The sequence below is a fragment of the Actinomyces oricola genome (assembly GCF_004104015.1).
GTDB classification, from domain to species: Bacteria; Actinomycetota; Actinomycetes; order Actinomycetales; family Actinomycetaceae; genus Actinomyces; species Actinomyces oricola.
The window spans coordinates 330,271-356,423 of the sequence record NZ_RYFV01000001.1; the positions used below are offsets into that span (position 1 = coordinate 330,271).

The window sequence follows — 26,153 nt, forward strand, 5'->3', positions numbered from 1 at the left end:
CGCGGCACCCACCCAGACGCATTTCGCTACGCCCGGGAAAGGACCCATGTCTGTCGCCGTCTACCTCATCGCCGTTGTCATCCTTGGTCTAGGCGCCGCCATACTCAAAGTGCCTCCCCTGGTCGGCTTCATTGCCGCCGGCTTCCTCCTGGGCGCCGCCGACGTCCCCGAGGTCCCCTGGGTTTCCACTGTCGGTGAGCTCGGCGCGGCGCTCCTGCTGTTCTCCATTGGGCTGGACCTGGATCTGCGCACCCTGGGCCGCAAGGTCATCTCCTCCACCGCCGCCGTCACCATGGTGGTAATAACAATGACAACGGCAGCAGTCATTGGAACCGTGGTCCTGGGCCTGGGCCTGCATGTGGGCCTGGTCAAGGGTTGGACGGCGGTCCTCATGCTCGGATTCGCCCTGGCCTCCTCCTCCACGATCGTCATTATGAAGATCCTGGAGGAGCGCGACGACAGCTCCGCCCTCTACGGGCGCATTGCCGTGGGCACCTCCATCCTCCAGGACACCAGCTCAATCATCCTGCTGGTCTTCATCTCCGGGACCGCCCCCAGCCCCTGGGCACTGGCCCTGGTGCTCCTGGTCCCAGCGGCGCGGGTCCTGGGCTGGATCCTCAGCCACATCCGGCATCGGGAGATGTACGCCCTCTTTGGCATCACCATCGCCCTGCTGCTGGGGTACGAGCTCTTCGAGCTGGTGGATCTGCCCGGCACGCTGGGGGCGCTAATCGTCGGGGCGCTGCTGGCCTCGCACCCCAACTCGGCAGACCTGGCCGAGTCCTTCCGCCCCATCCAGGAGCTCTTCCTAGTGGCCTTCTTCGTCTCCGTGGGTGCTGCCGGCCCACCCACCGCGGGGGCGGTGGCCATGGCCCTCGTGCTGGTGGCCCTCCTGCCCCTCCGCTCGGCCGCCTACGGTTGGATGCTGTGGTTCATGCGCCTGCGGCACCGCAGCGCAGTCCTCACCGGCCTGGCAGTGGCCTCTTATTCCGAGCTGGCGATCGTGGTGGCCGGCGTCGGGGTCGGACAGGGACTCCTGGGACCGGAGTGGGTCCAGTCGCTGTCCCTGGCGGTGGCCCTGTCCTTCATTGTGGCCTCCGTGGTCAACCAGCGCGCCAGCCACCTGGTGCGCGTGCTCTCCAACGCCATGCCCGACCACGCCCCCGACGCCCTCCACCCCTCGGAAGCACCAGTGAACCTGGCCGGTGTTGAAGTCGTCATCTTCGGCATGGGCCGGGTAGGGCGCGCCGCCTACCGCCGCTACCTCGCCGACCTGCCCGACCTCGGTCGAGGGGCGCCCGTCCCGATCTTGGGTGTCGACAATGACGCCGACAAGGTGCGCAGGCTGGTGCGCAAGGGCTACAACATTGTGGAGGGAGACGCCACAGACACCGACTTCTGGCAGCGGTTGAGCAGCGGGGAGGTTCGCTCGGCCATCCTGGCCATGCCCGAGCCCGGCGCAAACCTGGCAGTTCTGGACTGGATCGAGCATCACGGCTTCGCCGGCGAGGTCATGGCCGTAGCCCGCTACGACGATGAGGCCGAGGCCATGCGCAAGCGGGGTGTGGATACCGTCATCAACATCTACGACGGCGTGGGGGCCGCCCTCGCCGAGGCCGCTGAGCACCGCTGGCCGGCCCTGGCCACCAGCTAGGCATCGACCTCCTCATCCCCGGGCACCAGCAGGCGCGGGGCCAGGTCGGCAGCCGGGGGCTGCCAGGTGGCGGCGTCGGCCTCCACCTGGACCCCGGAACGGATGTCCTTAACGGAATCAGGGGCCCCCGCCGAGCCGGGGAACCAGACGAAGGGGATGGCGCGCTTGTCGGCGAAGCGAATCTGCTTGCCGAATTTCGCGGCGGTGGGGGCGACATCGGCGGCCACGCCCCGGGCCCGCAGGACATCCGCTACCGCGTCGGAGGCGGCCCGGTGCTCCTCGTCGGCAACAGCCACAAGCACGGCGGTGGGCACCGGCCGGCTCACCTCGATCAGGCCGGCGCCGATGACGCGGGCCAGTATGCGCGAGACGCCAATGGAGATGCCCACCCCGGGGAAGGTCCGCTTGCCGTTGGAGGCAAGGCTGTCGTAACGCCCGCCTGAACAGACACTGCCCAGGTCCTCGTGGCCGGCCATGAAGGACTCGTAGACGGTACCGGTGTAATAATCCAAACCACGGGCAATCTTGAGGTCGGCCACAATGGCGCCGGGGCGGCGTCGGGCCGCGGTGGTCAGCAGCTCGGTGAGCTCGGCCAGGCCCTCAGCGAGCAGATCAGTGGGCTCAGCCCCCTCCAGAGCCGCCTTGACGGCGTCGGCCACAACCTGCGGCTCGGCGCTGGTGATCTCGGCCAGGCGCAGGGCCTGTCCGGCCTGGCCGGCGGTGGCGCCAACAGCCTCGACTAGCTCGGCGGCCACGGCGTCGGCACCGATCTTGTCGATTTTGTCCACCACGCGCAGGACTTCGGCGAGTTGGCTGTCGGCCAGGCCAATGGACTGGTAGAAGCCCTGGGCGACCTTGCGGTTAGACACATGAATAGTCACCGGCGGGATGGGCAGGGCGGCCAGGGCCCGGTGCATGATCAGGGGGACCTCAACGTCGTTGTGCAGCGGCAGGGCGCCGTCGCCAACAATGTCAATATCGGCCTGGATGAACTCCCGAAAACGCCCCTCCTGGGGGCGCTCACCGCGCCAAACCTTCTGGATCTGGTAGCGCTTGAAGGGGAAGTGGAGGGTGCCTGCGTTGTCCAGAACGTAGCGGGCGAAGGGGACGGTCAGGTCGAAGTGCAGGCCAAGCTGCTTACGCGGGTCGGTCTCCTCTGCGTCGCGCGGATCGGCCTGGAGGCGGCTCAGAAGATAGACCTCCTTGGACGTCTCCCCCTTGCGGGTCAGCTCGCTAAGGGGCTCTACGGCGCGGGTTTCAATGCCGCTGAAACCGTGCAGTTCAAAGGTGCGGCGCAGGGTGTCGATAAAAGACTGCTCAACCAGGCGGCCCGCGGGGAGCCACTCGGGGAAGCCGGAGAGGGAGGAAAGCGCCTGTCGTGCCTGTGCCATGGGTGGCATTGTGTCACGACGCCACCCGGCGCCCGCGCCACCAGGGGCATACCGTCGGCCGTGGCGGGGCGGGGCAGTGACACTAGGGGCATCAGGGCCTGAGGTCTCCCCCACGCACCTTGGCCTCCGCCACGTAAGGGTTGGCGTAGTGCTCGTGGGCCATGGTGGTGGCCGCCCCGTGACCGGGCAGCAGGACGGTGGCCGGATCCAGGGCGGTGGCCAGGAAGCGCAAAGTGGCGAACATCTGGGTCTGGTCACCGCCAGGAAGATCGGTGCGGCCCACCGACCCCTTGAAGATGACGTCGCCGTCCAGGGCTAGCAGATAGTCGTGCTCCTTATCCAGCTCCGAGGGGTCGGCATCCATAATCTGAGGGACCTCCGCCTCGATCAGAATGGCGTTGTCGCTCACAGAGGCGTCCAACAGGAAGAGGCTGGAGCCCTCGGAGTGACCAGGGGCGGCCACCGCCCGCATGGCGATCCCGGGAACGAGCTCAACCGCGCTGGAAAATCCCTGACCGGGGAAGGAGCGAACGTCGGCCGGAGGCACCCACGGGGTACCGGCCAGGTCGGCGAAGGTCATGCCGGCAGCGCTAATCCCGGTAGTGGCATCGGGGTCCTCCAGGCGGTAGCGGTCCGGCTCGGGTATGTAGACCGGTACCGAGGCGGCAGAGTCGGCCGGATCCTCCACGGTCAGGAGCCCATCGGCGCGGGCCGCCTCAATGAGGGCGCTGGTGTCCCACACGTGATCGGCGTGCCCGTGGGTCAAGAGCACTGCCCCCAGGGTGAGCCGGTTGGAGCGCAGCAGGGCCAGGACCCGATGCGCGGCGCCCGCCCCGGGGTCCACGACGAGCGCCGGGGCGCCGGGAGCAGGGGCCAGAACATAGCAGTTGGCGGCGAAGACAGGTGCGATGGTGCGCTCCAGGATCATGGATCCAGCCTAACCGGGGCCGAAGAGCCGGGTACGGACAGGCTCCGCGCGCCGGGCTCTCAACCTGCTCTCTCTCAGCCCGCTCCGCTACAGGCGGGCCCGGCGCCTCCGAGCAAGGGTCTGGGACGGAGGCCCTGCTTCGAGGGGTGGGTATCTGCGAGTAGGCTTGCGGCGGCGCCGTCCACCTGCGACGCCTCACACACCCGGAGGACTCCGGGCGAGAACGGAACGGAGCGGGCCATCTTGCTCCCACCCCGTCAACCCACGAAGGAGCACCACGTGACCGAGCAGCAGCAGCCGGACACCGAGCTGGAAACCACTGCCACGTCCATGACGGAGGCCGACTCCGCCGCCCCCCAGACCCCCACCCGGGCCGGTGAAACGGTCGAACAGTCCGAGGCCCCCGCCGGGGAGCCCGGCACCGCGCAGCCGACCGAGGACTCGCCGGCCGCCCAGACCGAGCAGACCGAGCCCAGTGCCGAGAACCCGCCCGCTCTCCCGGAGGAGGGCGCCGACGCACCAGCCGACAACAGCGCAGAGGGCCCCTCTGCGCAAGCTGAGGCCCCCGCGGCTGAGCAGTCCGCCCCCCAGGAGGAGCCCGCCGCCGAAACGCCGACCCAGGAGGCCGGTGAACAGCAGGAGGCAGATGAACAGGATCAGGAACAGGCCGCACCACCCACACCTGCCGCCCTGCCCGCCCCCGCTATCCCCGCTGAGCCGGTCGTTGACCCCCAGGAGGCCATGGACGCCGCCAAGTGGGGCCGCGTGGACGGCGAGGGCAGGGTCTACGTCCAGGACGGCGGCACCGAGCGCGAAGTCGGTCAATTCCCCGACGCTCCTATTGCTGAGGCCATGGCCTTCTACGTCCGCCGCTACCTGGACCTCAAGTCCACGGTGGACCTCTTCGCCACCCGCCTGCCCCAGCTCTCCGTGCGGGAGATTGACTCCACGCTGAAGTCCATTGAGGAGTCCCTGGTCGAGCCGGCCGCCGTCGGCGACCTGGACGGGCTGCGCGCCCGCTTCGACGCTTTGCGCGCGGTGGCCGCTGAGCGCCGGGAGGCGGTGGCCGCCGAGCGCGCCGCCGCCAAGGAGCAGGCCCTCAAGGAGCGCACAGCGATCGTTGAACGCGCCGAGGCCATTAGCCAGCAGGACCCCGCCCGCACCCAGTGGAAGAACTCCGGTGCCGAGTTGCGCAAGTTGCTGGAGCAGTGGAAGGCGGCCCAACGCCGCGGCCCGCGTCTGGACCGCCCCACCGAGGACGCCTTGTGGAAGCGCTTCTCCCACGCTCGCACCGCTTTCGACCGCCACCGTCGCCAGTTCTTCAGTGAACTCGATGCCAAGCAATCCAAGGTGAAGGCCGCCAAGGAGGCGCTCATTAAGCGCGCTGAGGAGCTATCGGGGTCCACAGACTGGGCGGGCACCTCCGCGAAGTACCGTGACCTCATGGCCGAGTGGAAGAAGGCCGGCCGGGCCTCCCGCAAGGAGGACGACGCCCTGTGGGCGCGTTTCCGTGCCGCCCAGCAGGTGTTCTTCGACGCCCGCCGGGCCAAGGACGAGGCCGCCGACGCCCAGTTCGCCGAGAACCTCAGGGTCAAGGAGGCGCTGCTGGCCAAGGCGGAGGCTCTCCTGCCGGTCAAGAACGTCAAGGCGGCCAAACGCGCCCTGCGCCCCATCCAGGACGCCTGGGAGGAGGCCGGCCGGGTGCCGCGCAATGCGGTGCGCCGTATTGAGGGGCGTATGCGCGCCGTCGAGGACGCCATCCGTGAGGCGGAGAACGCCGAGTGGCGCCGTACTGACCCCGAGACCAAGGCCCGCGCCGAGGGCTTGGCCGGCCAGCTTGAGGACTCCATTGCCAGTCTTGAGAAAGACCTGGCTGAGGCCACAGCCGCGGGAAATGCCAAGAAGGTCGCCGAGGCGGAGGCCGCCCTGACCGCCCGTCGCGCCTGGCTGGAACAGGTCCGTCGCTCGGCGAGGGCCTGATCCGGCCCTGGCCGGCACTGACCCCACCGGCGCCCCCGTGGCCCGGCACCAACCCCGGTGCCGGGCCACAGTGCGCCCTGGCCTCCAGCGTCCACGGTGCGCCCTGCAGGCGGGAGGAAAAGCCCTCGGACACGCCTCGCGGGCAGAGGGGGAAAACGCCTCAACAGCCCCGGACCCGTTGGTCCATGCCGTTCTTCAGGGCGGCGCGATCAGGACCAGCGGGCGGTACTCGGGTCGACGCCTTGGGCGCGGGCCGAGGCGTCGACAACCTCTTTGAGCCATGCGGCCAGGCCCGGCGCGCGGCGGTTGTAGTGGCGGGCGAAGCGCTCGTCGGCCACGTACCCGCGGGCAATGAGAACCTGCTTGGAGACACTGACCTCGAACCATCGATTGAGATCGGCCCGGTGTCGCTCGGCCAAGGTGTTGGCCCGTGGACTGCCGGGCTCAACCCCTTTGGTGAAAGCGTCGGCGAGTGCCGTCTCCAGCGATTCAGTCTCCTCGTAGGCGCGCATCCAGTCCACCTTGGACATGCGCGCCTGGCGCCTGGCGGCCTCGGCCCAGTCTTCAGTGTCGCCCCAGCGCTGCTCAGCCTCCTGGGCGTAGGCGGGGTCCCAGTCGGTACCCCAAATCTCGGTCCATTCCTGTGCGGTCAGTGGTGCCCCCATAGTCTCCTTCTCCATCATGGTGTCAATGGCGCGGACCATCCGCTCCAGTCGCGAGATCCGCTCAGTAAGCAGCTCACGCTGGCGCGCGAGGTGGGCGATGGTGCTGGTGAGGTCCGCCTCAACCAGCAGGTCCTTAATGCGGGCCAGGGGCATGCCCGTCTCCCGGTAGATCAGCACCTGGTGCAGGCGGGCAATGTCATCGGCGTTGTAAAGGCGGTAACCGGACCAGCTGCGCGCTGAGGGGCATGCCAGCCCAAGCTCGTCCCAGTGGTGCAGGGTGCGCACGCTGACCCCCAGCAGGGCGGCGACGGCACCGACCGTCATCTCCTGGGCGCCGGGCGCCCGCGCGGCGGGCCCGGACTCGTCAGTCGTCATGACCTGAGCATCTCTCACCTTGACAGCCTCCCGCCTGACGCAACGTGAGGGTCAAGCGCCCCACCGGGCGAATCACCTCGCCGACAAGCCGGCATGGTTGAGGCCGTCCGCATGACGGGGACTGAAACAATCAGGACACACATCCGGCACGCCGGCGATACGGCGCGCCCATAGTGTTCGACCAGCCGCACGGACAGTGCGGACAACCGCTGGAGGAATCCCATGTTCAAGGACGCTTCAGAAGCGCTGGCCTATATCGACAAGGAGGATGTCGCCCTGGTCGACGTCCGTTTCTGTGACCTGCCCGGCGTCATGCAGCACTTCACGATCCCGGTTTCGGCCTTCAAGGACGACGCGCTCACCAACGGCCTCATGTTCGACGGATCCTCGATCCGCGGATTCCAGGCCATCCACGAGTCGGACATGAAGCTCATCCCGGATGTGACTACTGCCTTCCTCGACCCTTTCCGCGCCGAGAAGACCCTGGTCATCAACTTCTCGATCGTGGACCCTTTCACAGACGAGGTCTACTCCCGCGATCCGCGCTCCATTGCGGCCAAGGCCGAGGACTATCTGCGCTCCACCGGCATTGCCGACACCTGCTACATCGGTGCCGAGGCGGAGTTCTACGTCTTCGACTCCCTCACCTATGACACCACTCCGGCAGGCGCGCACTACGCAATCGACTCCGCTGAGGCCGCTTGGAACACGGGCCGCCAGGAGGAGGGGGGCAACAAGGGCTACAAAACCCAGTTCAAGGCCGGCTACTTCCCGGTCTCCCCCAACGACCAGATGGCCGACCTGCGCGACACCATGGTGCGCACCTGCATTGAGTCCGGCCTGGACATTGAGCGCGCCCACCACGAGGTAGGCACTGCCGGCCAGCAGGAGATCAACTACCGTTTCGCCTCGCTGCTCGCCGCCGGCGACGACATGATGAAGTTCAAGTACATTATTAAGAACGAGGCGTGGCGCAACAACAAGACCGCAACCTTCATGCCCAAGCCGATCTTCGGCGACAATGGCTCGGGCATGCACTGCCACCACTCACTGTGGAAGAACGGCAAGCCGTTGTTCTTCGACGAGCGCGGTTACGGCCAGCTCTCGGACCTCGCCCGCTGGTACATTGGCGGGATCTTGACCCACGCGCCGGCACTGCTGGCCTTCACCAACCCCTCGGTGAACTCCTTCCACCGCCTGGTGCCCGGTTTTGAGGCCCCGGTCAACCTGGTGTATTCCGCCCGCAATCGCTCGGCGTGCATCCGCATCCCGGTCACCGGCTCCTCACCGAAGGCCAAGCGCATTGAGTACCGCGTGCCCGACCCCTCATCCAACCCCTATCTGTGCTTCTCCGCGGTCCTCATGGCCGGTATTGACGGCATTCGCAACCGTATTGAGCCCCGAGAGCCCATTGACAAAGACCTCTACGAGCTCGCCCCGGAGGAATACCACGACATCGACAAACTGCCGTACTCCCTGGACCAGGCCCTGGAGGCGCTGGAGACCGACCACGACTTCCTCACCGAGGGCGACGTCTTCACCCCCGACCTGATCGAGACCTGGATCGATTACAAGCGCTCCAACGAGATCGAGCCGTTGCGCCTGCGCCCCCACCCTTACGAGTTCCAGCTCTACTACGACATCTGAGAGGCGATCGCCCGGGCCGGGCCGACCGCTGGCGCACCGGCGGCGCCCGGCGGCGGCGCGGGGTTCCCCCGAGCTGGGATGCGGTGGAGCCCCGCGGTGCCCGCAATCGGATTCGCCGCCTGTGTCGCGGACAACACCGCAGCCGACCCCTCGCCGTTTGCATATATATACATCGAGGCCGGTATTGTCTGGCCCGGAGCACACCGCTCAACACCCTGTGCCCCCAGCACCTCAGGAGCCCTCATGAAGCGTATCCCCACCCTCACCCTTGGCCTGGCCGCCATGACGGCGCTCGCCCTGGCAGGCTGCACCTCGGCCTCCGATGTCCAGGACGGTGCCGCCAACGCCTCAGCCATCCCCTCCTACGACACCTCGAGCATCACTAAGCAGGACGACATTGCCGCACTCCTGCCCGACTCGGTGACCGCCGATGGTGTGCTGACCGCGGGCGCCTCCACCGACTACGCCCCCGCTGAGTTCCGTGACCCCTCGGGCAACCCCGTGGGCTATGACGTCGACCTCACCCGCGCCATTGCCGCCGTCCTGGGCCTGGACGCCAAGACCGAGCATGCCGAGTTCGACTCCATCATCCCCGCGGTGGGCACCAAGTTCGACCTGGGCATTTCCTCATTCACCATTACCCCGGAGCGCCTGGAGTCGGTGACCATGGTCTCCTACATTAATGTCGGCTCCCAGTTCAATGTCGCCAAGGGCAACCCGGAGGGCGTCGACCCCTCGAACACCCTCAACCTGTGCGGTCTGACCATTGGGGTCCAGACGGGCACCTCCCAGGAAAGTGCCATCAAGGGCTACTCCACCGCCTGCACCGCGGCCGGGAAGCCGGTCATTGACGTCAAGCCCTACTCCGCCCAGTCCGACGCCACCACGGCGCTGGCCGGCGGTGCCCTCGACGCCACCTTCGCCGACTCCACAGTTGCCGGCTACGCCCAGATCCAGACCGAGGGCAAGGTCGAGACCGTCGGCGAGGTCATCGACGCCGCCCCGCAGGGCGTGGTCGTCGCCAAGGGCGACACGGCCACCGCCGAGGCGGTCCGCCAGGCCATCCAATACCTCATGGACGAGGGTTACTGGGACGAGATCCTCGAGACCTGGGGTATTGACACCTCCCAGGCCCTGAAGACCTCCGAGATCGACCCCTCCGTCTGACCCCGCCCTGAGCCCCCCGCCCTGAGCCGCGCCGGCAGGCCCGCCCTGAGAGCCTGCCGGCGCCACACCCCACGACCGCTACACAATCATTGCAATCATTGAGGAAACCCCTTATGCCTGAGCCGTCCCGGCCCCTGGACCCCGACACCATCGAGGACCGTCCTGTCACCCTCAATCAGGTCCGCCCGGTCCCCCGCCCCGGACGCTGGGTCTCTGCGGGCATTGTCGCAGTCCTCGCGGCCATGTTCATTCACGCCCTCGTCACCAACCCCAACCTGCGCTGGGACGTCGTCTGGTTCTACTTCCGCTACGACGACGTCGTCAAGGCCGTGGGCTGGACCTTGGCGCTGACGGTGGGCGCCATGGCCCTGGGCATTGTGCTGGCCCTCATCACTGCGGTCATGCGCCAGAGCCTCAACCCGGTGCTACGGGGCGTGTCCTACTTCTACGTCTGGTTCTTCCGCGGCACCCCGATCTACACCCAGCTGGTGTTCTGGGGGCTCATGCCCGCCCTGTACAACCGGCTGAGCCTGGGCATCCCCTTCGGCCCGGAGTTCTTCACCTTCTCCACCAAGGAGGTCTTCACCGGCGCCTTCGCCGCAATCCTGGGCCTGGGCCTCAACGAGGGCGCCTACCTCTCCGAGATTGTGCGCTCGGGCCTGAACGCCGTCGACCACGGACAGCGGGAGGCCGCCGGGGCCCTGGGCATGAGCAACGGCCAGATCCTGCGGCGCATAGTCCTGCCTCAGGCCATGCGCGTCATTGTCCCGCCCACCGGCAATGAGACCATCTCCATGCTCAAGACCACCTCCCTGGTGCTGGCGGTGCCCTTCACCAAGGAACTCACCTTCGTGGCGAACTCGGTGGGCAACCGGCTCTTCCTGCCCGTGCCCCTGCTCATTGTGGCCGCCCTGTGGTACCTCATTATTACCTCCCTGCTCATGGTGGGACAGCACTACCTGGAGCGCTACTACGGCAAGGGCTTCGACGGCGCCGATTCCGACCGTCGGGGCGGCGCCAGGCGAGGGCGGCTGTCCGCCAGGCAACAGGCGATCCTCAACTCCCACACCACCAAGGACAACCCCTTCCTGGAGGTCACCCCGTGAGCACCCGGCCCACCACCCCGAAGGTCCGTATCACCGGCCTGCACAAGTTCTTCGGCGAACTCCACGTCCTCAAGGGCATTGACATGGAGGTCGCCCCCGGCTCCGTGACCGTGCTCGTAGGCCCCTCGGGCTCAGGGAAGTCCACGCTGCTGCGCTGCATTAACGAGTTGGAGTCCATTGACGCCGGCCGGGTGTACGTCGACGGCGAGCTCATTGGCATGCGGGAGATGACCAAGAGCGACGGCACCGTGGCCCTTCACGCGCTGTCGGACAAGGCCCGCTCCGCGCAGCGGGCCAAGATCGGCATGGTCTTCCAGCGGTTCAACCTCTTTCCGCACATGACGGCACTGGGCAATGTCATAGAGGCGCCCGTCCACGTACTCAAGCAGCCCAAGGAGCAGGCACGGGTGCGCGGCATTGAGCTGCTGGAGCGCGTGGGCCTGGCCGATCGCCTCGACCACTACCCCGCCCAGCTCTCCGGGGGCCAGCAGCAGCGCGTGGCCATCGCCCGGGCCCTGGCCATGGACCCCGAGCTCATGCTCTTCGACGAACCGACCTCGGCGCTGGACCCCGAGCTGGTCGGGGAGGTCCTTCAGGTCATGAAGGACCTGGCGGCCTCGGGTATGACCATGGTGGTCGTCACCCATGAGATGGGCTTCGCCCGGGAGGTCGGCGACCAGTTGATCTTCATGGATGAGGGCATGGTCTGCGAGTCCGGGCACCCGAAGGAGGTCCTGGACAGGCCCCGGGCCGAACGCACTCGTGCGTTCCTGTCCTCGGTGCTCTAAGTGCGCTGAACGCCCTGCCCTCCTACTGGCCCCTACTGACGGGTCCGGTCCTTGCCCGCGCGGGCAAGGACCGGACCCGGTTATGAGAGGAGAAGTGAGCCCGGGCCTAGACAGTCCAGTCGCCCTCGTTCCAGTCCACCAGCCGCCAGCCGGCCTCGGGGCTCCCCTCGGCCAGACTAATGCCGGCATTACTCATGGGGTGGTTGGCTATCCAGGCGGGATCCGCCCCACCGCCGGGCGCGGCCCGGATGGCTGTCCACAGGCGCAGGATGGTCCCATGGGCCACCAGCATGGCGGTGGCCCCGGGATCGGTGGCCGCGGCAATCCGACGCACGACGCCGTCGAAGCGCTCCAGGGTATCGGCGCCGTCCTCAGGGGAGCCGGGGATGCGGCAGGCCATGCGCCCGATCATCCAGGAGCGCGTCGTGTCCCTGTAGCAGGCCATGGAGCGGACGTCCGTGTTCATCTCCAGGTCGCCGGCGAGCACCTCGCGCAGCCCGGCGCAGATGGTGGCGCTCATGCCCGTCGCCGCCTCCACGGGGGCCATGGTCTGACGGGCCCGCAGAATCGGGGAAACCCACAGGGAGGAGATCGCCTCCAGATGGCCCCGGGCGGACAGGCGCTCAACCAGGGATTGGGCCTGTGCGAGCCCGCGCTCGTCAAGGCCCTGACCGGGGAAACCGGTGTCGAGAGCTCCCATTGTGTTGGCAATCGTGCGGGCATGGCGGACCAGGACAAGCTTCACCCTCCTATCCTGCCAGGCTCGCCCCCCAGCGTCCGGGGCGCCGGAGGCCCAGCTGCTCACACGCTGGCCGACGCCGTCTGCCACGGCGGGTCTTGCAGTTCAGGACCAGGGGTAGGGGCCGCTCTCGCGGCGGCGCACCGGGCGCCGTCGCCGGGAGGCGGGCGGCGTCGAGGCCCCGGGCCGACGGCGGGAGCCAACAACGGGTGCATCCTGGTCCAGGTTGCCGCCATGCGCGCCATTGGCAGCCCGGCCGCGCTGCGCTGCGCCATTCCCCGCACCGGCCCCGGGTGAGGCTCCCCGACGCTGGGGTTCTGCCCCAGACGGGTTCGCGGTCCTGGCGCCCATGCCAGGTGGGCCGGCCCGGTGCGGCGCCGCAGGCGCTGCCGCGCCGGCCTGCAAGGAGGCTTGGCCGGCCCGCCCCCCGATGCCCTGATCTGGAGGCGCCCCGCCAGGGGCACCACGGCCTGCCGTGGTCGCAGCGCCGCCGACGACGGCGTCCCCCGCCTTCTGCTGCCCTGAGCCGAAAACAATCCTCTCGGCCACCGCGCGGGCGTGGCGGGCGGTGCGCCGATAGATCTCCTCCAGATCCCGCTCACGCCCCGGCTCCATCTGGATGAGCCGTCCCACAATGCGAATACCCAGTTGGTCGGAGGGAAGCACGTCGACGCGCACTCCACTGTCCCTACCGGTGCCCAGCACATTGGCGGCGCGCACACGCGTGGCCAATATCCAGGCACTGGCGAGTTCACCGGCGTCCTCGACCTCAAGCAGTCCTGCCTGGGCGGCGGCCTCAAGCGCCCTCAGGGTCGAGGTAGTGCGCAGCCCGGGCACTTGCGCGCCGTGGGCGAGTTGGAGAATCTGGGCGGCCCACTCCACATCGGACAGTCCTCCCGGTCCGAGCTTGAGGTGCCGGGAGGGGTCGGTGCCGCGCGGCAGCCTCTCAGTCTCCATTCGCGCCTTGAGGCGCCTAATCTCGCGCAGCTCGACGGCGCTCAGGCCATCGGGGCTCCACCGCAGTGGGGCAATGAGCTCTTGGAAGCGCCGCCCGAGCGGCTCACTACCGGCACAGGCGCGGGCCCGCACCAGGGCGTGGCGCTCCCACACCGAGGCCCAGCGCTGGTAGTACTCGGCGTAGGAGGCCAGGGAACGGCTCATGGGGCCCCGGCGCCCCTCGGGGCGCAGGTCGGCGTCTATGGTCAGGGGGTGCGGGCGGGCCCCGGCCAGCAGGCGCAGCGTGCGGGAGGCGACCGCCTCCGCCTCTTGGGCGGCCAGCGCCGGGTCGCACCCGGGCAGGGGGTCATGGACGAAGAGGACGTCGGCGTCCGAGGCGTAGGTGAGCTCGGCTCCGCCGAAGCGCCCCATGGCGATCACGGCATGCTCGGCCAGCCCCCCGGGCCAGTGCCCGGCGGCGTCCGGGCCGGCGGCAACGGCCTGGGCGCCTTCACGCTCGGCCACGACCAAACCCGTGGCCACAACCAGGGCCCCGCCAATGACGGCGTCGGTGGCGTCAGTAAGAATGCGGGCCGTGCGCGCGGGATCAACCCCGTCCAAGGAGTCGGCCAGGGCCGCGCGAATGAGTTCACGGTTGCGCACCGAGACGACGGCGCGTACGGCCTCTACAGCCTGACGCTCCAAACCGGCCTCGTCGGGTGCGGTGAGAGCGCGACGGCGCAGGATGTGGGTGATCTCCTCGCACAGCAAACCGGGGCGGCGGGCGAGGAGCTCCTCATCGTCGTCGAGCCAGGCAATGGACTCGGGCCTTTCCGCCAGGCGCTCAGTGGTCCAGCGCGCCCCGGAGAGCACCTGGCACAGGCGTTGCGCAGCCACCGGCGAGTCCCGCAGCATGGCCAGGTACCAGTGGGAGCCGCCAATGGCCTCCGACAGGCGCCGGAAGGACAACAGGCCATTGTCGGGGTCGGGTCCCTGTCCGATCCAACCGATAATGACCGGCAGGAGCTGGCGTTGGATGGCGGCGCGGCGGCTCACTCCCTCAGTGAGGGCCTGAATGTGCCGTAGAGCGCCGTCAGGGTCGAGGTAGCCCACCGAGGCCAGCCGGGCGCGGGCCGCCTCTGGGCTTAACCGCATCTCATCGGCCGATAAGGACGCCACCGCCCCCAGGAGGGGCCGGTAGTAGATCTCTTCGTGCAGGGCGCGCACTTGGCGGCGCAGGCCCTTGAAGACGGTCACCAACGCCTCGGGCTCACCCAGCTCCAAGCGGTCAATGCCGCGCCCCATGCGCCGCAGATTCTCTGGACGTGAGGGCAGGTCGTGGGTGCGGCGCAGGCGGTAAAGCTGGGCGCGGTGTTCCATGAGGCGCAGCGCCCGGTAGCAGTCCGCCAAGGCGCTGGCCGCGGTGCGGCTGACGTAGCCGCCCGCTGACAGGGCGTCAATGGCCTCCAGGGTGGGGCGCACATGGAGGCGGGCATCGCCGCGCCCGTGAACGAGTTGAAGCAGCTGAACGGTGAACTCCACATCGCGCAGGCCTCCGGGCCCGAGCTTAATGCGCCGGTCGTCCTCACCCTGAGGCTCGGACTCGCGCTCGACCCGACGGCGCATGGCCCGAGCGTCCTCGACGAAGTTCTCCCGCTGACTCGCCGACCAGATGAAAGGGGCGACAGCCTCCTCGTAGGCCTCTCCTAGCGCGGCGTCCCCAGCACAGGCCCTGGCCTTGAGCAGGGCCTGGAACTCCCATGAGGAGGCCCAGCGCTCGTAGTAGGCGATATGGGAGGCCAGTGTGCGCACCAGGGCGCCGTCCTTGCCCTCAGGGCGCAGGCCCGTGTCCAATGGCCACAGCGGCGGCTCGTCCCCGCCGGCGGAGGTGGCGCGAGCCAGCTCGGTGGCAATCTCACCGCCCACCCGCACCAGCTCCTCCTCATCGAGGGGCTCCCCACCGCTGTCCCGGGCAGGACCGACGACGTAGACGACGTCGACGTCGGAGATGTAGTTCAGCTCCTGGGCCCCGGTCTTGCCCATGGCGATAACAGCCAGGGCCACCCGGTTGGCCGTGGGCCCCACGACGGCGCGGGCAATGAGCAGCCCAGCATCCAGGGTGGCGTCCACCAGGCGGGTCATGCGCTCGCCGACCACGGGGACGTAAGCGATGGGCTCAGAACTGGTGACGTCGTCGGCGACAATGGCCAGCAGCCGGTCGCGATAGGCGCGGCGCAGAGCGTACGTAGCGGCGCGGGCGCGCTCGCGGGGCCTGGGGTCGCAGCAGCCGTCTTCCTCGGTCAGGGCCCGGTGCACCGCCCCGGACACCACCTCAGCTACACCGGGGGCGCCCGGCGCATCGAAGGAGTGCTCCGGAGCCAGGGCCTCGAGGTGAGCGGGGTGGGTGACCAGGAAGTCCCCCAAGGCCTGGGAGGCGCCCAAAACCGCCAGCAGTCTGTCGACGTGCTGGGCCACGGGGTCAACGGCGGAATCGCCTTCCCCACTGCGCGCCGCCTGATTCTGAGCCTGCGCGGTAGCAACTGCCAGAAGGGAGCGCAGGAGCGCCGCGGGGGCGGCGGTGGGGCCGGCCGCGGTGCAGGCCTCACACAGGCGGATGAGGCTGAGTAGAGCCAGATCGGGATCAGCGCAACGGGCCAGGGCGGGGATTAGGCCCTCCCCAGCCCCCGTGGATATGCCATCAGGCGGCGTGCCCGGGCCATCCCCCGCCTCTGGGGCCGGGTCGGGCGCGGGGGGCTCAGGCAGGTAGGCGATTAGGGCCGGATCCGCCAGGCAGGCTGCGGCGCGGTCAACCTCTATGAATCCTGCTCGGATAAGACGGGTGCGCATACTCGTGCGACGTCGCCCCGCTGGTTCCCAGCCCCGCATGGTGGCCTCCTGGCGCCCCGCTCAGGAGCGGGGGAAGAACTGGGAGAGCTCGAAGTCCGTGACCTGGGCGTCGTAGGCCTGGTACTCACGGCGCTTATTGCGGCGGAAGAATTCGAAGGCGTCCTCCCCTAGAGTGTCGGCTACCAGGTCCGAGTTCGACATGGCGGCCACGGCGCTCTTAAGGCTGGTGGGCAGGGCGCCAATGCCCAGGGCCTTGCGCTCGCCGTCAGATAGAGCCCACACGTCATCCTCGGCCTCGGGCGGCAACTCATAGCCCTCCTCAATGCCGCGCATGCCGGCCGCCAGAATGACCGCCAGCGCCAGGTAGGGGTTGGCGCAGGGGTCAAGGGAACGGTATTCCACTCGCACCGACTGGGCCTTACCTGGTTTGTGCATGGGCACGCGCACCAGGGCGGAGCGGTTGTTGTGCCCCCAGCACACGTAGCTGGGAGCCTCATCCCCGCCCCATAGGCGCTTGTAGGAGTTGACGTATTGGTTGGTCACGGCGGTGATCTCACTGGCGTGGTGCAGTAGGCCGGCGATAAAAGCGCAACCGATGGACGAGAGCTGGTACTGGCCCGCCGGATCGTAGAATGCGTTGCGCTCCCCCTCGAACAGGGAGAAATGCGTGTGCATGCCGCTACCGGGCTGGCCAACAAAAGGCTTGGGCATGAATGTGGCCATGCAGCCCTCCTGAATGGCCACCTCCTCGACCACGGCCTTGAAGGTCATAATGTTGTCCGCCATGGACAGGGCGTCGGCGAAGCGCAGGTCGATCTCGTTTTGGCCCGGGCCGCCCTCGTGGTGGGAGAACTCCACCGAGATGCCCATCTGCTCGAGCTGGAGGATGGCGCGCCGGCGGAAGTCATGGGCGGTGCCCCCCGGCACGTGGTCGAAGTAGCCGGCGTTGTCAGTCGGCCTAATGCGGCCGTCCGGGCCGCGCTCCACCAGGTAGAACTCGATTTCGGGATGGATGTAGCAGGTGAAGCCGGCGTCGGCGACGCGGGCGATCTGGCGCTCCAGGACGGCGCGGGGGTCGGTGCGGGCGGGCTCGCCATCGGGGGTCAGCACGTCGCAGAACATGCGGGCCACGCCGTTGGTGCTGGTGCGCCAGGGCAGCATTTGGAAGGTCGAGGGATCCGGGGACAGGAGGAGATCGGATTCAAAGACGCGGGTCAGGCCCTCAATGGCGGAGCCGTCGAAACCAATGCCCTCCTCGAAGGCCCCCTCAACCTCCGCCGGAGCAATGGCCACTGATTTGAGCTGGCCCAGCACGTCAGTGAACCACAGGCGGATAAAACGGATGTCGCGCTCCTCAATGGCCCGCAGGACGTACTCCTGCTGCTTGTCCATAGTGCCTCCTGCCCATGGGGTCCTGGTGCCGCCATAAACGGTTTTCAAAGCCTCCGGCGGGGCCGACTGTCCCCCGCCGTCGGGCACGAGCCTAGTAGGCAGGTGAGTCGAAGACGTTTCAGGCCCGCCCAGGACAGGGCCGCATGCCGGCACGGGTGGCGCAGTGCCGGCGGCCGCGCCGGCGCCAGGGGCGATGAGCCACAGCATTGGTGCTCTCACCGCCCGTCTCGGGGCTAGGCTTTATCTATGGCTACACCTGAGTCCCCCTACGGACCCTCAGACCACTCCAGCCTGGTGGGGGGCGGCAAGCCAGTGCGCCTCCAACACCTGGCTGCCGCCAAGGCGGCGGGCACCAGGCTCACCATGATCACCGCTTATGACGCCCTGACCGCCCGAATCTTCGATGCCGCTGGCATGGACATGATCCTGGTCGGCGACTCCATTGGCAATGTCATGCTCGACCACGGTTCCACTCTTCCCGTAGAGCTTGACGAGATGGTCGTGGCCACCCGCTCCGTGGCTCGCGCGACTACACGCGCCTTCGTGCTGGCCGACCTCCCCTTCGGCACCTACGAGGCGGGCCCCGGTCAAGCCCTGGCCAGCGCCGTACGAGTAATGAAGGTCGGCGCCAACGGCGTCAAGCTCGAGGGCGGTCGCCCTCGCGTTGAGGCGGTCCGGGCCCTGAGCCAGGCGGGGATCCCCGTCATGGGGCATCTGGGCTTCACGCCCCAGAGCGTTAATACGCTGGGCGGTTTTAGGGTTCAGGGCCGGGGCGAGGCCGAAGAGATCCTCGTTGAGGACGCCCTCGCCCTCCAGGAGGCTGGAGCCTTCGCCCTCCTGGTGGAGATGGTGCCCGAGCCGGTCGCCGCCCGGCTCACTGAAACCCTCGACATTCCCACGATCGGCATTGGTGCGGGTGCCCGCTGCGATGGTCAGGTCCTGGTGTGGTCCGATATGGCGGGAATGACCAGTTGGAGGCCACGCTTCGCCAAGCAGTTCGGGCAGGTGGGCGAGGCCCTGCACCAGGCGGCGGTCGACTACGGACAGGCCGTGCGCGCCGGCACCTTCCCCGCCAAGGAGCACTGGTTCGACTCCTGAGCCCGGTCTCCTTGGCCCGACCGGTCTCCTTGGCCCGCCGCCAGGTGGCCTGCTCGACCCTCCGCCAGAAGGCCCGCCGTGGGGCGAGGCCTGCGCCCGGCGCCTCGCGCGGACTGGGTTAACTGGGCTAACACAGCGCCGGTGCCGGGTGGGAAAAGTCGATCGGGACCATGTTCATGCCGTTTCCGTCCTCGAAGACGCCGGTGATATCCCGGAAGGGGAAGGTCACTCCTTGGTTGCCGGGGTCAACGGCCCACTGGAGGAGGCGGACGGCGCCGTCGACTATGGTGGGGTCGACCTCGACAGTGGTTACAGAGCAGTTGGCCATGGGGCTCATGCCGAAGACCTCCGGGCCGACCCAGCGGGCCATGAGCGTCATAATGGTCATGCCGTGGGAGATGGCCAGGACCTCCTGGTCCGGCTCGCCGGCGCGCAGGTCGGCCATGATTCGCGCCAGGGCGCCGTCGACATTGGCCAGGTAGTCGCGTGCGCTAATGCCGTCCGGGGCACCTGGGTGGGTGCCGGACAGGACCGCGGGCACGTGGGTTTCAAGGGGCATGGCGGCGTGCATCTGCGGGTCGGGTCCGCCGTCGTAGATGCCGTAGTCGTACTCCCGTAGCCCCTCCACAATGATGCGCTTGGCGCCCGGGTGAGCCTGAAGAAGGATCTCAGCGGTCTCTAAGACGCGCCCCTGCGGGCTGAGGTAGGCCCGGGCAACGGGCACATCAGCTAGATAGTCGCGGCAGGCTTGCGCGCCCAGGCGCCCTTCGGGCGTCAGCGGTGAGTCGCAGCGCCCCTGGGTGCGGTGCTGCTCGTTGAGAACCGTGCGGCCATGGCGCACGAAGTGGATTTTGGCCATGGCTGCATGGTATGCCGCACCGGGGGCGCCCCTCCCCTAATCCTCCACCGCCGCACCCTTCCCTATCCTCCACCGCTGTATGAGGCGTCGGGGGTGAGGGTGTATGGGGCGCCGGGGGTGAGGGATGAGCCGACGCGGGGCAAAAGCCCGTGGGGGACGCACTTATGCTGGGGCTATGACGACCTCCCCTCAACCCCGCCGCGCATCCGGTGCGGACCGTGCTCCGCGCGGTACCCTCACCCCCGGCGTCCTTGGCCCGCAGCGCCGTGTGCCCGCCTCAATCCCCCGCCCCGAGTACATGTTTCACGACGGCCCCGAGGTCGTCACTGCCTCTGATGTCAAGAGCCCGGAAACCATTGAGCGTATCCGCATCGCCGGTGGTATCGCGGCCCGGGCGCTGCGGGAGGCGGCGGCGGCCATCGCCCCGGGCGTGACCACCGACGAACTGGACCGCGTCGCTCACGAGTACATGTGCGACCACGGCGCCTACCCCTCTTGCCTGGGTTACATGGGCTTCCCCAAGTCCATTTGCACCTCCATTAACGAGGTCATCTGCCACGGCATCCCCGACTCCACGGTGCTTGAGGAGGGCGACCTCATTAACCTGGACGTCACCGCCTACGTCGATGGCGTCCATGGGGACACCAACGCTACCTTTACTGTCGGCGAGGTCGATGAGGAGAGCCGCCTGCTCATTGAGCGCACCCGCACAGCCATGGAGCGCGGAATCAAGGCCGTGCGTCCGGGCCGGGAGATCAACGTCATCGGGCGGGTTATTGAGGCCTACGCCAAGCGCTTCGACTACGGTGTCGTGCGCGACTACACCGGCCACGGGGTCGGCGAGGCCTTCCACTCCGGACTGATCATCCCCCACTACGACGCCGCCCCCCTGCACAGTGAACAAATCGAGGTCGGCATGGTCTTCACCATTGAGCCCATGCTCACCCTGGGATCCATCGACTGGGAGCAGTGGGAGGACGGCTGGACCGTGGTCACCAAGGACCGCTCCCGGACAGCCCAGTTCGAGCATACCCTGGCGGTTACCGAGCAGGGCGCCGAGGTCTTGACCCTGCCCTGAGGGACCCTGAGGGCGGGATCGCCTGCCGGAACCAGTTATCTCGACCCACAGCGGAGGCTCTAGCCTAGTGCCCGGGCGCACCTCCTTGGGGAGCAGTCCCCAAGGAGGTGTGCTCGGATGCTCACTTCGAGCCTGACGGCGTGTACATTCTTACGCAGGACGACATCTGTCGTGCGCCTGTCCCGACCATCCCTATCGGAGGTTCTTCATGGCACTTCGCTTTAACCCCCCACCGAACTGGCCTGCGCCGCCAGAGGGCTTCGTCCCGCCCGCGGGCTGGCAGCCGGACCCTTCGTGGGGCCCAGCACCTGAAGGTTGGGAGCTCTGGGTTGACGACGCCGTCTCCGGCACGAGCGCGTCCTCGGCGCCGCAGGCGACCTCAGCCCCGCAGGCAGGCCCGGGCGCCGACCCCGCCTGGGCGCCGACCCAGGCGGTTCCTACAAGTTCCTCCCCGGTGGCCGACCCCACTGGGCAGTCCGCCTCCGCCCCTTCCGGGGACTTCGCGGGTACGGCCCCCATGCCGAGCCAGGCCCCGATGACAGGTTCAGCGTCCAGTGCCAGCCCCTACGCCGCCAACATGGACTACGCGCAGGCGCCCACCCCGTACCACAACCAGGGCGCACCCACTGGCGGTGCTCCCGCCTCGAGTTGGCAGCCAGTGGATATGGGAGGGGGCACTCCCGCCAATAACAACAAGCCCATTGTCAAGCAGTGGTGGTTCTGGACCATTATCGGTGTGCTTGTGGTCGCCTTGGTCGTGGGCATAGTGGTCGCTTTGAACAGCGGTGGCGACGACGACCCCAAGGACCCGGCGACTAGCGCTCAGTCGAAGACCGACGAACCAGACGACGGACCGACGTCTGACGGGCCGACAACGAGCGGGCCGACGACGAGCGCCCCTAACACGACGTCCTCCAGCGGCGACCAGGGGACTACTCGGGACAACCCCGCTGACCCCGCTACCCAGCAGTTCACCATGAAGGCCAGCAAGTACAGTTCCGACCCCAGCGCCTCCGTGGACGTCTCCTTCGGCGCTGTCGAGTGGAACGTCAACGACATCCTTAAGGGGCAGAGCTCCATCTTCTACGAGGAGCCCCCCTCGGGTAAGGTCTACATCCGCGTGCCCGTGACGATCACCTACCACGGCTCGGGCCAGTTCTCCTCGTACGACCTGTCAATTGACTATGTCAACGCCAAGGGCAACACCTCTGAGGCAGTGCGGCTCTACGACAAGTCTGAGTTCGTTAGCCAGGACATGCCGCGTGACGGCGGCAGCGCCACGGGCTACTTCATCTTCCTCATTGATGAGGCCGATGCGAACTCCGGCGTCTTCGCAGTCTCGGCTTTCTACAATTCCACCGAGATGTACATGGCCGCTAAGTGACCTGAGTCTTCGCCGGCTTTAGCACATGAGGGTGCCTTCTCAGAATGATCATTCTGAGAAGGCACCCTCATGTGTGCCCGTCCACTGTCGGGGCAGTACGGCGGCAGGGGCGGATGAGTCGACCTGTACGCCGGGTTCTGTTGCCGCCTACCGTCACCGGCATGGCGGTGGCGACCATCTATCTTGGACCGCCGTTGCCGACAGCCTCATGCGACCTACCCGCAGGCTCGGGCGAGCAGCCCTCAAGCACCTGCTGCGCGGTCTTGCTCCGGGCGGGGTTTACCGAGCCGCGACGGTCACCCGCCACGCTGGTGGGCTCTTACCCCACCGTTTCACCCTTACCGGCGGGCAGGCCTGCCGGCGGTCTGTTTTCTGTGGCACTGTCCCGCGGGTCACCCCGGGTGGCCGTTAGCCACCGCCCTGCTCTGTGGAGCCCGGACGTTCCTCGATCCACATGCGTGATACCGCGGCCGCCCGGTCGGCTCATCCGCCCTGACAGTGTAGCTGGTCGCCGGTGTGCCCCGTCGCCGATCGTTGAGGCGCGCCCCGCCCTGCTATGAGCGTCACTCGCGGCACTCGAACTGGCGCTATGGGATGAGACTGGCATCGTCGCCGCCGATCTCGTCCCACATTGTCTGGTTGGAAGTGCTGGTTGGCGGCGGACCCGGCCTTGGGGGGTGGCCCCGCCGGCTGGCTAGAGGTCCATGCGCACAATAATGACGTCATTCTCCTCGGCGTGGATGACGGCGGTCTCCGGGGCCGCATTAATGCGAGCCATCTCGTGGGGGCTGATCTCAATGGTCCCGCCCTCTAAGCGGTTGCCGCGCAGGGCCACGGCGCCCAGCCCGCCAGTAGCGGCCCGCACGGCGTCGTACTCTGCGAGCAGGGGGGCGTCAATACTGCCAGCGAGCTCGTCACGCTCAGCTCGGACGGCGGCAAGTTCGGCATCAATGCGTGTGAAGGCGGCGTCACGCTCGGCGGTGAGCTCACGTCCGGCGACGCGGATGGCCATCTCTTCGGCCTCGACGCGCTCGATCTCACTCTGGGCGGCTTCCAGCGCCTCTATGGCGGCGAGCTGCGCGTCTTCCAGGGCGCTTTGACGACGGCCGAGCTGATCGATCTCCCCCTGAATGGCGGTCAGGTCACGGGCGCCGGCGGCCCCGGAGTGAAGACGCTCGCGCAGGACAGTGGCACGGCGGGCGACCTGGTTGACATCGTCTTCGGTGCGGGTGGCCTCGCGCTTGGCGTCGGCCAGGGTCGCGGCGGCCAGTGCTGCGGAGCGCTTATTGTTCCTCAGGCGCTCGACAGTGGCCTCAATGCGGGTGAGCACGGGCAAGGTGTGGCGCTCGTGGGCGAGACGCGCCAGGCGGGAGTCGCGTTCCTGAAGGTCAATGAGCAGTCGTTGCTGGGCGATGGGGGCGCTGGTCACGGCGATGGTCCTTCGGTATCAGATGGAATGTCGGTCAGGAGCCGGTGCTCAGGCGCAGCGTCCAGGGGTCAGTGACGATTCTGGAGACCTGCGTGGTGAGTGTACGTCCCTGAGCGGCGGCGGCAGCCTCAAGACGGCGAGCCACTGGAGGCAGGCCCACCCATTCAGTGGCCCAATGCGTGCCGCACAGGAGGTAGGGTCGCCCTCCTTCCAGGTGTTCGCTGGCCGGGTGATGGCGCAGGTCGGCGGTGAGGAAAACGTCGGCCCCGGCGCTGCGGGCGGCACCGAGCAGCGAGTCCCCTGCTCCGCCTGAAACGGCAATGGTTTCAACAGTTGCCTGCGGGTCTCCACCGACGAGAAGACCGGGGGCTGAGTCGGGTAGGACGGAGGCAATGGCGTCGGCGAATTCTCCTAAGGTGACAGGGCGCGGGAGCCGGCCCACGCGGCCAATGCCCTGATCGGTGTCAATTGCACTGGGTTCCAGGGGGCGGGTGTCAACGAGCCCGGCGCGCTCGGCCAGGGCGTCGGCCACTCCGCCGTGGGCGGCGTCGAGGCTGGTGTGAGCGTTGAGCAAAGCAATGCCGGCGCGGATGAGGCGATGTACGCAGCGGCCCTTGGGGTCGGTGGCGGCAACATGATCGGTGCCGCGCAGGTAGAGAGGGTGGTGGGTGATGAGCATGTCCACGCCCAGAGTGATCGCTTCGTCCACGACGACGGCCACCGGGTCCACGGCCAGGAGGATGGAGCGAACCGACTCAGCGGGATCCCCGCAAATGAGTCCGTTGGAGTCCCAGGGTTCGGCCAGGGCGGGCGGGGCGGAGGCCTCGACCAGGGCAACGACCTCCCCAACGGTCAGTGGTGGGGGTGCGCCAGCAGGTTGCGAAGCAGAGGCAGGGGCCTTGGGGGTGAAGCCCAGGGGCGCGGCGGGGATCTCCTGGCTGGTGCTCATGGGTCCAGGCTAGCGGTGCACCACGGCCCGTGGCGCGAACGGCGGCGGTGCCCCCGACGGGGCTCGAACCCGTACGCCTTGCGGCAACGACTTTTAAGGTCGCTGTGTCTACCGATTCCACCACAGGGGCAGGCGCGCCCAGGCAAGACTAGGAGCACCGGTCCGCCTCGGCGAACTCCGCTCGAGCATCTGGAGCCGTCTCCTCGCCTTCAGGAGGCGGCTGCCCGCCGCTGGAGGCCGAGCGATGAACTGGAGGCGAACGGAAGCAGCCTACCAGGCGCCGGATCAGAGAGAAAAAGCGGCTCTTCACGGCTGAAGACGCGGGTACGGTCGGTGATGCGGCCGGTGAACGCATCATAGTGGAGTGGGCGGCGTTTCTCGGGCGCTTAGAAGTTTTGTTCCTCATTAATCCGACGGGATGTGGTCATGTCTGAAGTATTCCGGTGGATTGCCTGGTCGACCGGGGTGAGAGGATTGTGCCGGAGTTGCTCCCCGGCCGACGACGCCATCACACGCCCCGAAGAAAACCTCATTTAAGGTCGACTGTACTTTTATAGGCGAGATTTTCTCATCGTTACCTGCGACGAACCCTGCATCTGTACCATTTAACACAGGTTCGCATAAAACCATCGTGGTATACTCTCGTCCATCGGTATCCCACCGCACTCGTGGCCGTGACATTCAGTCAGCTCCGCGCGCAAAACAGGCTCCACCACGTTCTTCGTGAGCTCACTGAACAGGCCACTAACCAGATAGTCCTGCACCGGGCGAACCTCGATTCGCCGAACGATTCCCGCACGCGAAGGCTTTCAGCTCGTCAACTTTTGTCGATGACCGCCATTGGAGGGATGCTGCCGCCAGCTTTTTCAAAGGCGACACAATTCTCGACACCATCATCGACTAAAATAGCCTGATCGAACGAGAAACCGTTCGATTCCAGCTATGACCCAAAAAAATCATGAGGCGATTCATACTTAAGAACGTCCAGGTCGCTTGACGACAGAATATGATCGGCAAACTCCCGCACATCTGACCTTGACGCAATCACGTCAGTGGATAGATCCATGTTGTCCGTAGCGATGACAATGCTCGGCACAGCTATTAAAAGATGCAGCGCGCTGACCAAATCATCATTTAAGCGAAGCCATCGACAATCATGCGCGAACCACCTTACAGCAAAATTTGATTTTGCTCGAATCAGCCTCACTAGAACGAATACGTCATTGCACTATTTTCATCTCAGTAGAACATGACCTATTTCCCGTGTCACATCAATGTGCGTGTAAATATTCTACATCAGGCCACACTCGAATACTCAGGGCGCAAATCCTCTGAATACGCTTTATTTGAAGTCGGTCATAACTCACCTCTCCGAAAGCGCGAATCGCCATGTTCGCCCCGGCCACACACTCCACAACACCATCAGGACCGCCTTCTGACATCAAGGAGTTCGTTGATCGTGGTGAGTCCGCTCGCAGCGCTAACCGCCCTGAGCTTCAGAAGATGCTCGCCTACCTGCGCCAGACACCAGATGTGGACTACGTCATCGTCCACAAACTCGACCGCCTAGCCCGCAACCGCGCCGACGATGTCGAGATCAACCGGGTCTTCGAAGAAGCCGGCGTCCGCCTGATCTCCACCAGCGAGAACATCGACCAGACCCCCGGCGGCATCCTGCTGCACGGCATCATGAGCTCCATCGCCGAGTTCTACAGCCGCAACCTGGCCAACGAAGTCATCA

18 protein-coding genes, 1 tRNA gene, 1 other RNA gene and 1 pseudogene are annotated in these 26,153 nt (G+C 67.3%); 10 read left to right on the plus strand and 11 right to left on the minus strand.

Features of this window, described 5'->3' with window-relative positions; all coding sequences use genetic code 11:
* The first annotated feature begins 46 nt into the window (after nt 1–46).
* A complete protein-coding gene (locus EUC46_RS01395) occupies nt 47–1,654 on the plus strand; it encodes a cation:proton antiporter family protein (RefSeq protein ID WP_128772380.1) in 1,608 nt (535 codons plus the stop codon).
* On the opposite strand, the gene hisS is transcribed toward EUC46_RS01395, so the two are convergent.
* Together hisS and EUC46_RS01405 are read right to left on the minus strand one after the other, a co-directional pair.
* Entirely contained in the window at nt 1,651–3,054 is a 1,404-nt protein-coding gene (gene hisS / locus EUC46_RS01400) for a histidine--tRNA ligase (protein WP_128772381.1), read from the minus strand. The two genes, EUC46_RS01395 and hisS, sit on opposite strands and share 4 nt — an antisense overlap.
* Before the next feature lie 82 nt (nt 3,055–3,136).
* Nucleotides 3,137–3,973, minus strand: coding sequence for an MBL fold metallo-hydrolase (locus tag EUC46_RS01405; protein WP_128772382.1), 837 nt, complete (start codon nt 3,971–3,973; stop codon nt 3,137–3,139).
* Nucleotides 3,974–4,252: 279 nt separating this feature from the next.
* Here EUC46_RS01405 and EUC46_RS01410 point away from each other — a divergent pair, with 279 nt between their 5' ends.
* Nucleotides 4,253–5,953: a DUF349 domain-containing protein gene (locus EUC46_RS01410; RefSeq protein ID WP_128772383.1), complete on the plus strand. Its 1,701-nt coding sequence runs from the start codon at nt 4,253–4,255 to the stop codon at nt 5,951–5,953.
* Between the two features lie 209 nt (nt 5,954–6,162).
* Here the strand turns inward: EUC46_RS01410 and EUC46_RS01415 are convergent, their stop codons facing one another.
* Nucleotides 6,163–6,993 carry a MerR family transcriptional regulator gene (locus tag EUC46_RS01415; RefSeq protein WP_128772384.1) on the minus strand — a complete coding sequence of 277 codons (831 nt, stop codon included), beginning with the start codon at nt 6,991–6,993 and terminating at the stop codon, nt 6,163–6,165.
* Between the two features lie 222 nt (nt 6,994–7,215).
* Here EUC46_RS01415 and glnA point away from each other — a divergent pair, with 222 nt between their 5' ends.
* The 4 genes from glnA (at nt 7,216) to EUC46_RS01435 (ending at nt 11,701) form a co-directional block, all read left to right on the plus strand.
* The gene (gene glnA / locus EUC46_RS01420) at nt 7,216–8,640 is read left to right on the plus strand and encodes a type I glutamate--ammonia ligase (RefSeq protein WP_128772385.1); all 1,425 of its coding nucleotides are present in this window, start codon (nt 7,216–7,218) and stop codon (nt 8,638–8,640) included.
* A 243-nt stretch (nt 8,641–8,883) separates the two neighbouring features.
* Nucleotides 8,884–9,807 (plus strand): ABC transporter substrate-binding protein, encoded by a 924-nt coding sequence (locus EUC46_RS01425; protein WP_128772386.1) that lies wholly within the window; start codon nt 8,884–8,886, stop codon nt 9,805–9,807.
* A 113-nt stretch (nt 9,808–9,920) separates the two neighbouring features.
* The gene (locus EUC46_RS01430) at nt 9,921–10,913 is read left to right on the plus strand and encodes an amino acid ABC transporter permease (RefSeq protein WP_128772387.1); all 993 of its coding nucleotides are present in this window, start codon (nt 9,921–9,923) and stop codon (nt 10,911–10,913) included.
* Nucleotides 10,910–11,701, plus strand: coding sequence for an amino acid ABC transporter ATP-binding protein (locus EUC46_RS01435; RefSeq protein WP_128772388.1), 792 nt, complete (start codon nt 10,910–10,912; stop codon nt 11,699–11,701). The genes EUC46_RS01430 and EUC46_RS01435 overlap by 4 nt, the downstream gene beginning before the upstream one ends.
* A gap of 106 nt (nt 11,702–11,807) precedes the next feature.
* On the opposite strand, the gene EUC46_RS01440 is transcribed toward EUC46_RS01435, so the two are convergent.
* The 3 genes from EUC46_RS01440 to EUC46_RS01450 form a co-directional block, all read right to left on the minus strand.
* Complete coding sequence (locus tag EUC46_RS01440; protein ID WP_128772389.1) at nt 11,808–12,446, minus strand: histidine phosphatase family protein; 639 nt, start codon at nt 12,444–12,446, stop codon at nt 11,808–11,810.
* A 99-nt stretch (nt 12,447–12,545) separates the two neighbouring features.
* Complete coding sequence (locus tag EUC46_RS01445) at nt 12,546–16,262, minus strand: bifunctional [glutamine synthetase] adenylyltransferase/[glutamine synthetase]-adenylyl-L-tyrosine phosphorylase (RefSeq protein WP_128772390.1); 3,717 nt, start codon at nt 16,260–16,262, stop codon at nt 12,546–12,548.
* A gap of 21 nt (nt 16,263–16,283) precedes the next feature.
* Nucleotides 16,284–17,615 (minus strand): glutamine synthetase family protein, encoded by a 1,332-nt coding sequence (locus EUC46_RS01450; RefSeq protein WP_128772391.1) that lies wholly within the window; start codon nt 17,613–17,615, stop codon nt 16,284–16,286.
* 246 nt (nt 17,616–17,861) lie between these two features.
* Here EUC46_RS01450 and panB point away from each other — a divergent pair, with 246 nt between their 5' ends.
* A complete protein-coding gene (panB, locus tag EUC46_RS01455; protein ID WP_128772392.1) occupies nt 17,862–18,713 on the plus strand; it encodes a 3-methyl-2-oxobutanoate hydroxymethyltransferase in 852 nt (283 codons plus the stop codon).
* A 127-nt stretch (nt 18,714–18,840) separates the two neighbouring features.
* On the opposite strand, the gene EUC46_RS01460 is transcribed toward panB, so the two are convergent.
* Nucleotides 18,841–19,572 carry a histidine phosphatase family protein gene (locus EUC46_RS01460; RefSeq protein ID WP_128772393.1) on the minus strand — a complete coding sequence of 244 codons (732 nt, stop codon included), beginning with the start codon at nt 19,570–19,572 and terminating at the stop codon, nt 18,841–18,843.
* Nucleotides 19,573–19,747: 175 nt separating this feature from the next.
* Between EUC46_RS01460 and map the strand changes: the two genes are divergently transcribed.
* Entirely contained in the window at nt 19,748–20,650 is a 903-nt protein-coding gene (gene map / locus EUC46_RS01465) for a type I methionyl aminopeptidase (protein WP_128772394.1), read from the plus strand.
* Nucleotides 20,651–21,185: 535 nt separating this feature from the next.
* Nucleotides 21,186–22,034, plus strand: a complete 849-nt coding sequence (locus EUC46_RS01470; RefSeq protein WP_241655321.1) for a hypothetical protein — start codon at nt 21,186–21,188, stop codon at nt 22,032–22,034.
* Between the two features lie 110 nt (nt 22,035–22,144).
* Here EUC46_RS01470 and rnpB read toward each other — a convergent pair.
* The 4 genes from rnpB to EUC46_RS01490 all read right to left on the minus strand — a co-directional run bounded on the left by rnpB (nt 22,145) and on the right by EUC46_RS01490 (nt 24,542).
* Nucleotides 22,145–22,520: RNase P RNA component class A (gene rnpB / locus EUC46_RS01475), an RNA gene on the minus strand.
* Between the two features lie 208 nt (nt 22,521–22,728).
* Nucleotides 22,729–23,463, minus strand: a complete 735-nt coding sequence (locus tag EUC46_RS01480) for a zinc ribbon domain-containing protein (RefSeq protein ID WP_128772396.1) — start codon at nt 23,461–23,463, stop codon at nt 22,729–22,731.
* Between the two features lie 34 nt (nt 23,464–23,497).
* A complete protein-coding gene (locus EUC46_RS01485) occupies nt 23,498–24,412 on the minus strand; it encodes a Nif3-like dinuclear metal center hexameric protein (RefSeq protein ID WP_128772397.1) in 915 nt (304 codons plus the stop codon).
* 48 nt (nt 24,413–24,460) lie between these two features.
* A tRNA-Leu gene (locus EUC46_RS01490) sits at nt 24,461–24,542 on the minus strand.
* A 1,310-nt stretch (nt 24,543–25,852) separates the two neighbouring features.
* Here EUC46_RS01490 and EUC46_RS01495 point away from each other — a divergent pair.
* Nucleotides 25,853–26,153: pseudogene (locus tag EUC46_RS01495) on the plus strand (recombinase family protein); the annotation flags it as partial.

What these genes read in the sequence shown, in the direction of transcription:
- EUC46_RS01460 (WP_128772393.1), bottom strand. Translation starts at nt 19,572, where the DNA reads ATGGCCAAAATCCACTTCGTGCGCCATGGCCGCACGGTTCTCAACGAG.
- map (WP_128772394.1), top strand. Translation starts at nt 19,748, where the DNA reads ATGACGACCTCCCCTCAACCCCGCCGCGCATCCGGTGCGGACCGTGCT.
- EUC46_RS01430 (WP_128772387.1), top strand. Translation starts at nt 9,921, where the DNA reads ATGCCTGAGCCGTCCCGGCCCCTGGACCCCGACACCATCGAGGACCGT.
- EUC46_RS01485 (WP_128772397.1), bottom strand. Translation starts at nt 24,412, where the DNA reads ATGAGCACCAGCCAGGAGATCCCCGCCGCGCCCCTGGGCTTCACCCCC.
- EUC46_RS01450 (WP_128772391.1), bottom strand. Translation starts at nt 17,615, where the DNA reads ATGGACAAGCAGCAGGAGTACGTCCTGCGGGCCATTGAGGAGCGCGAC.
- EUC46_RS01425 (WP_128772386.1), top strand. Translation starts at nt 8,884, where the DNA reads ATGAAGCGTATCCCCACCCTCACCCTTGGCCTGGCCGCCATGACGGCG.
- EUC46_RS01405 (WP_128772382.1), bottom strand. Translation starts at nt 3,973, where the DNA reads ATGATCCTGGAGCGCACCATCGCACCTGTCTTCGCCGCCAACTGCTAT.
- EUC46_RS01445 (WP_128772390.1), bottom strand. Translation starts at nt 16,262, where the DNA reads ATGCGGGGCTGGGAACCAGCGGGGCGACGTCGCACGAGTATGCGCACC.
- EUC46_RS01395 (WP_128772380.1), top strand. Translation starts at nt 47, where the DNA reads ATGTCTGTCGCCGTCTACCTCATCGCCGTTGTCATCCTTGGTCTAGGC.
- panB (WP_128772392.1), top strand. Translation starts at nt 17,862, where the DNA reads ATGGCTACACCTGAGTCCCCCTACGGACCCTCAGACCACTCCAGCCTG.
- EUC46_RS01415 (WP_128772384.1), bottom strand. Translation starts at nt 6,993, where the DNA reads ATGACGACTGACGAGTCCGGGCCCGCCGCGCGGGCGCCCGGCGCCCAG.
- hisS (WP_128772381.1), bottom strand. Translation starts at nt 3,054, where the DNA reads ATGCCACCCATGGCACAGGCACGACAGGCGCTTTCCTCCCTCTCCGGC.
- glnA (WP_128772385.1), top strand. Translation starts at nt 7,216, where the DNA reads ATGTTCAAGGACGCTTCAGAAGCGCTGGCCTATATCGACAAGGAGGAT.
- EUC46_RS01470 (WP_241655321.1), top strand. Translation starts at nt 21,186, where the DNA reads ATGACAGGTTCAGCGTCCAGTGCCAGCCCCTACGCCGCCAACATGGAC.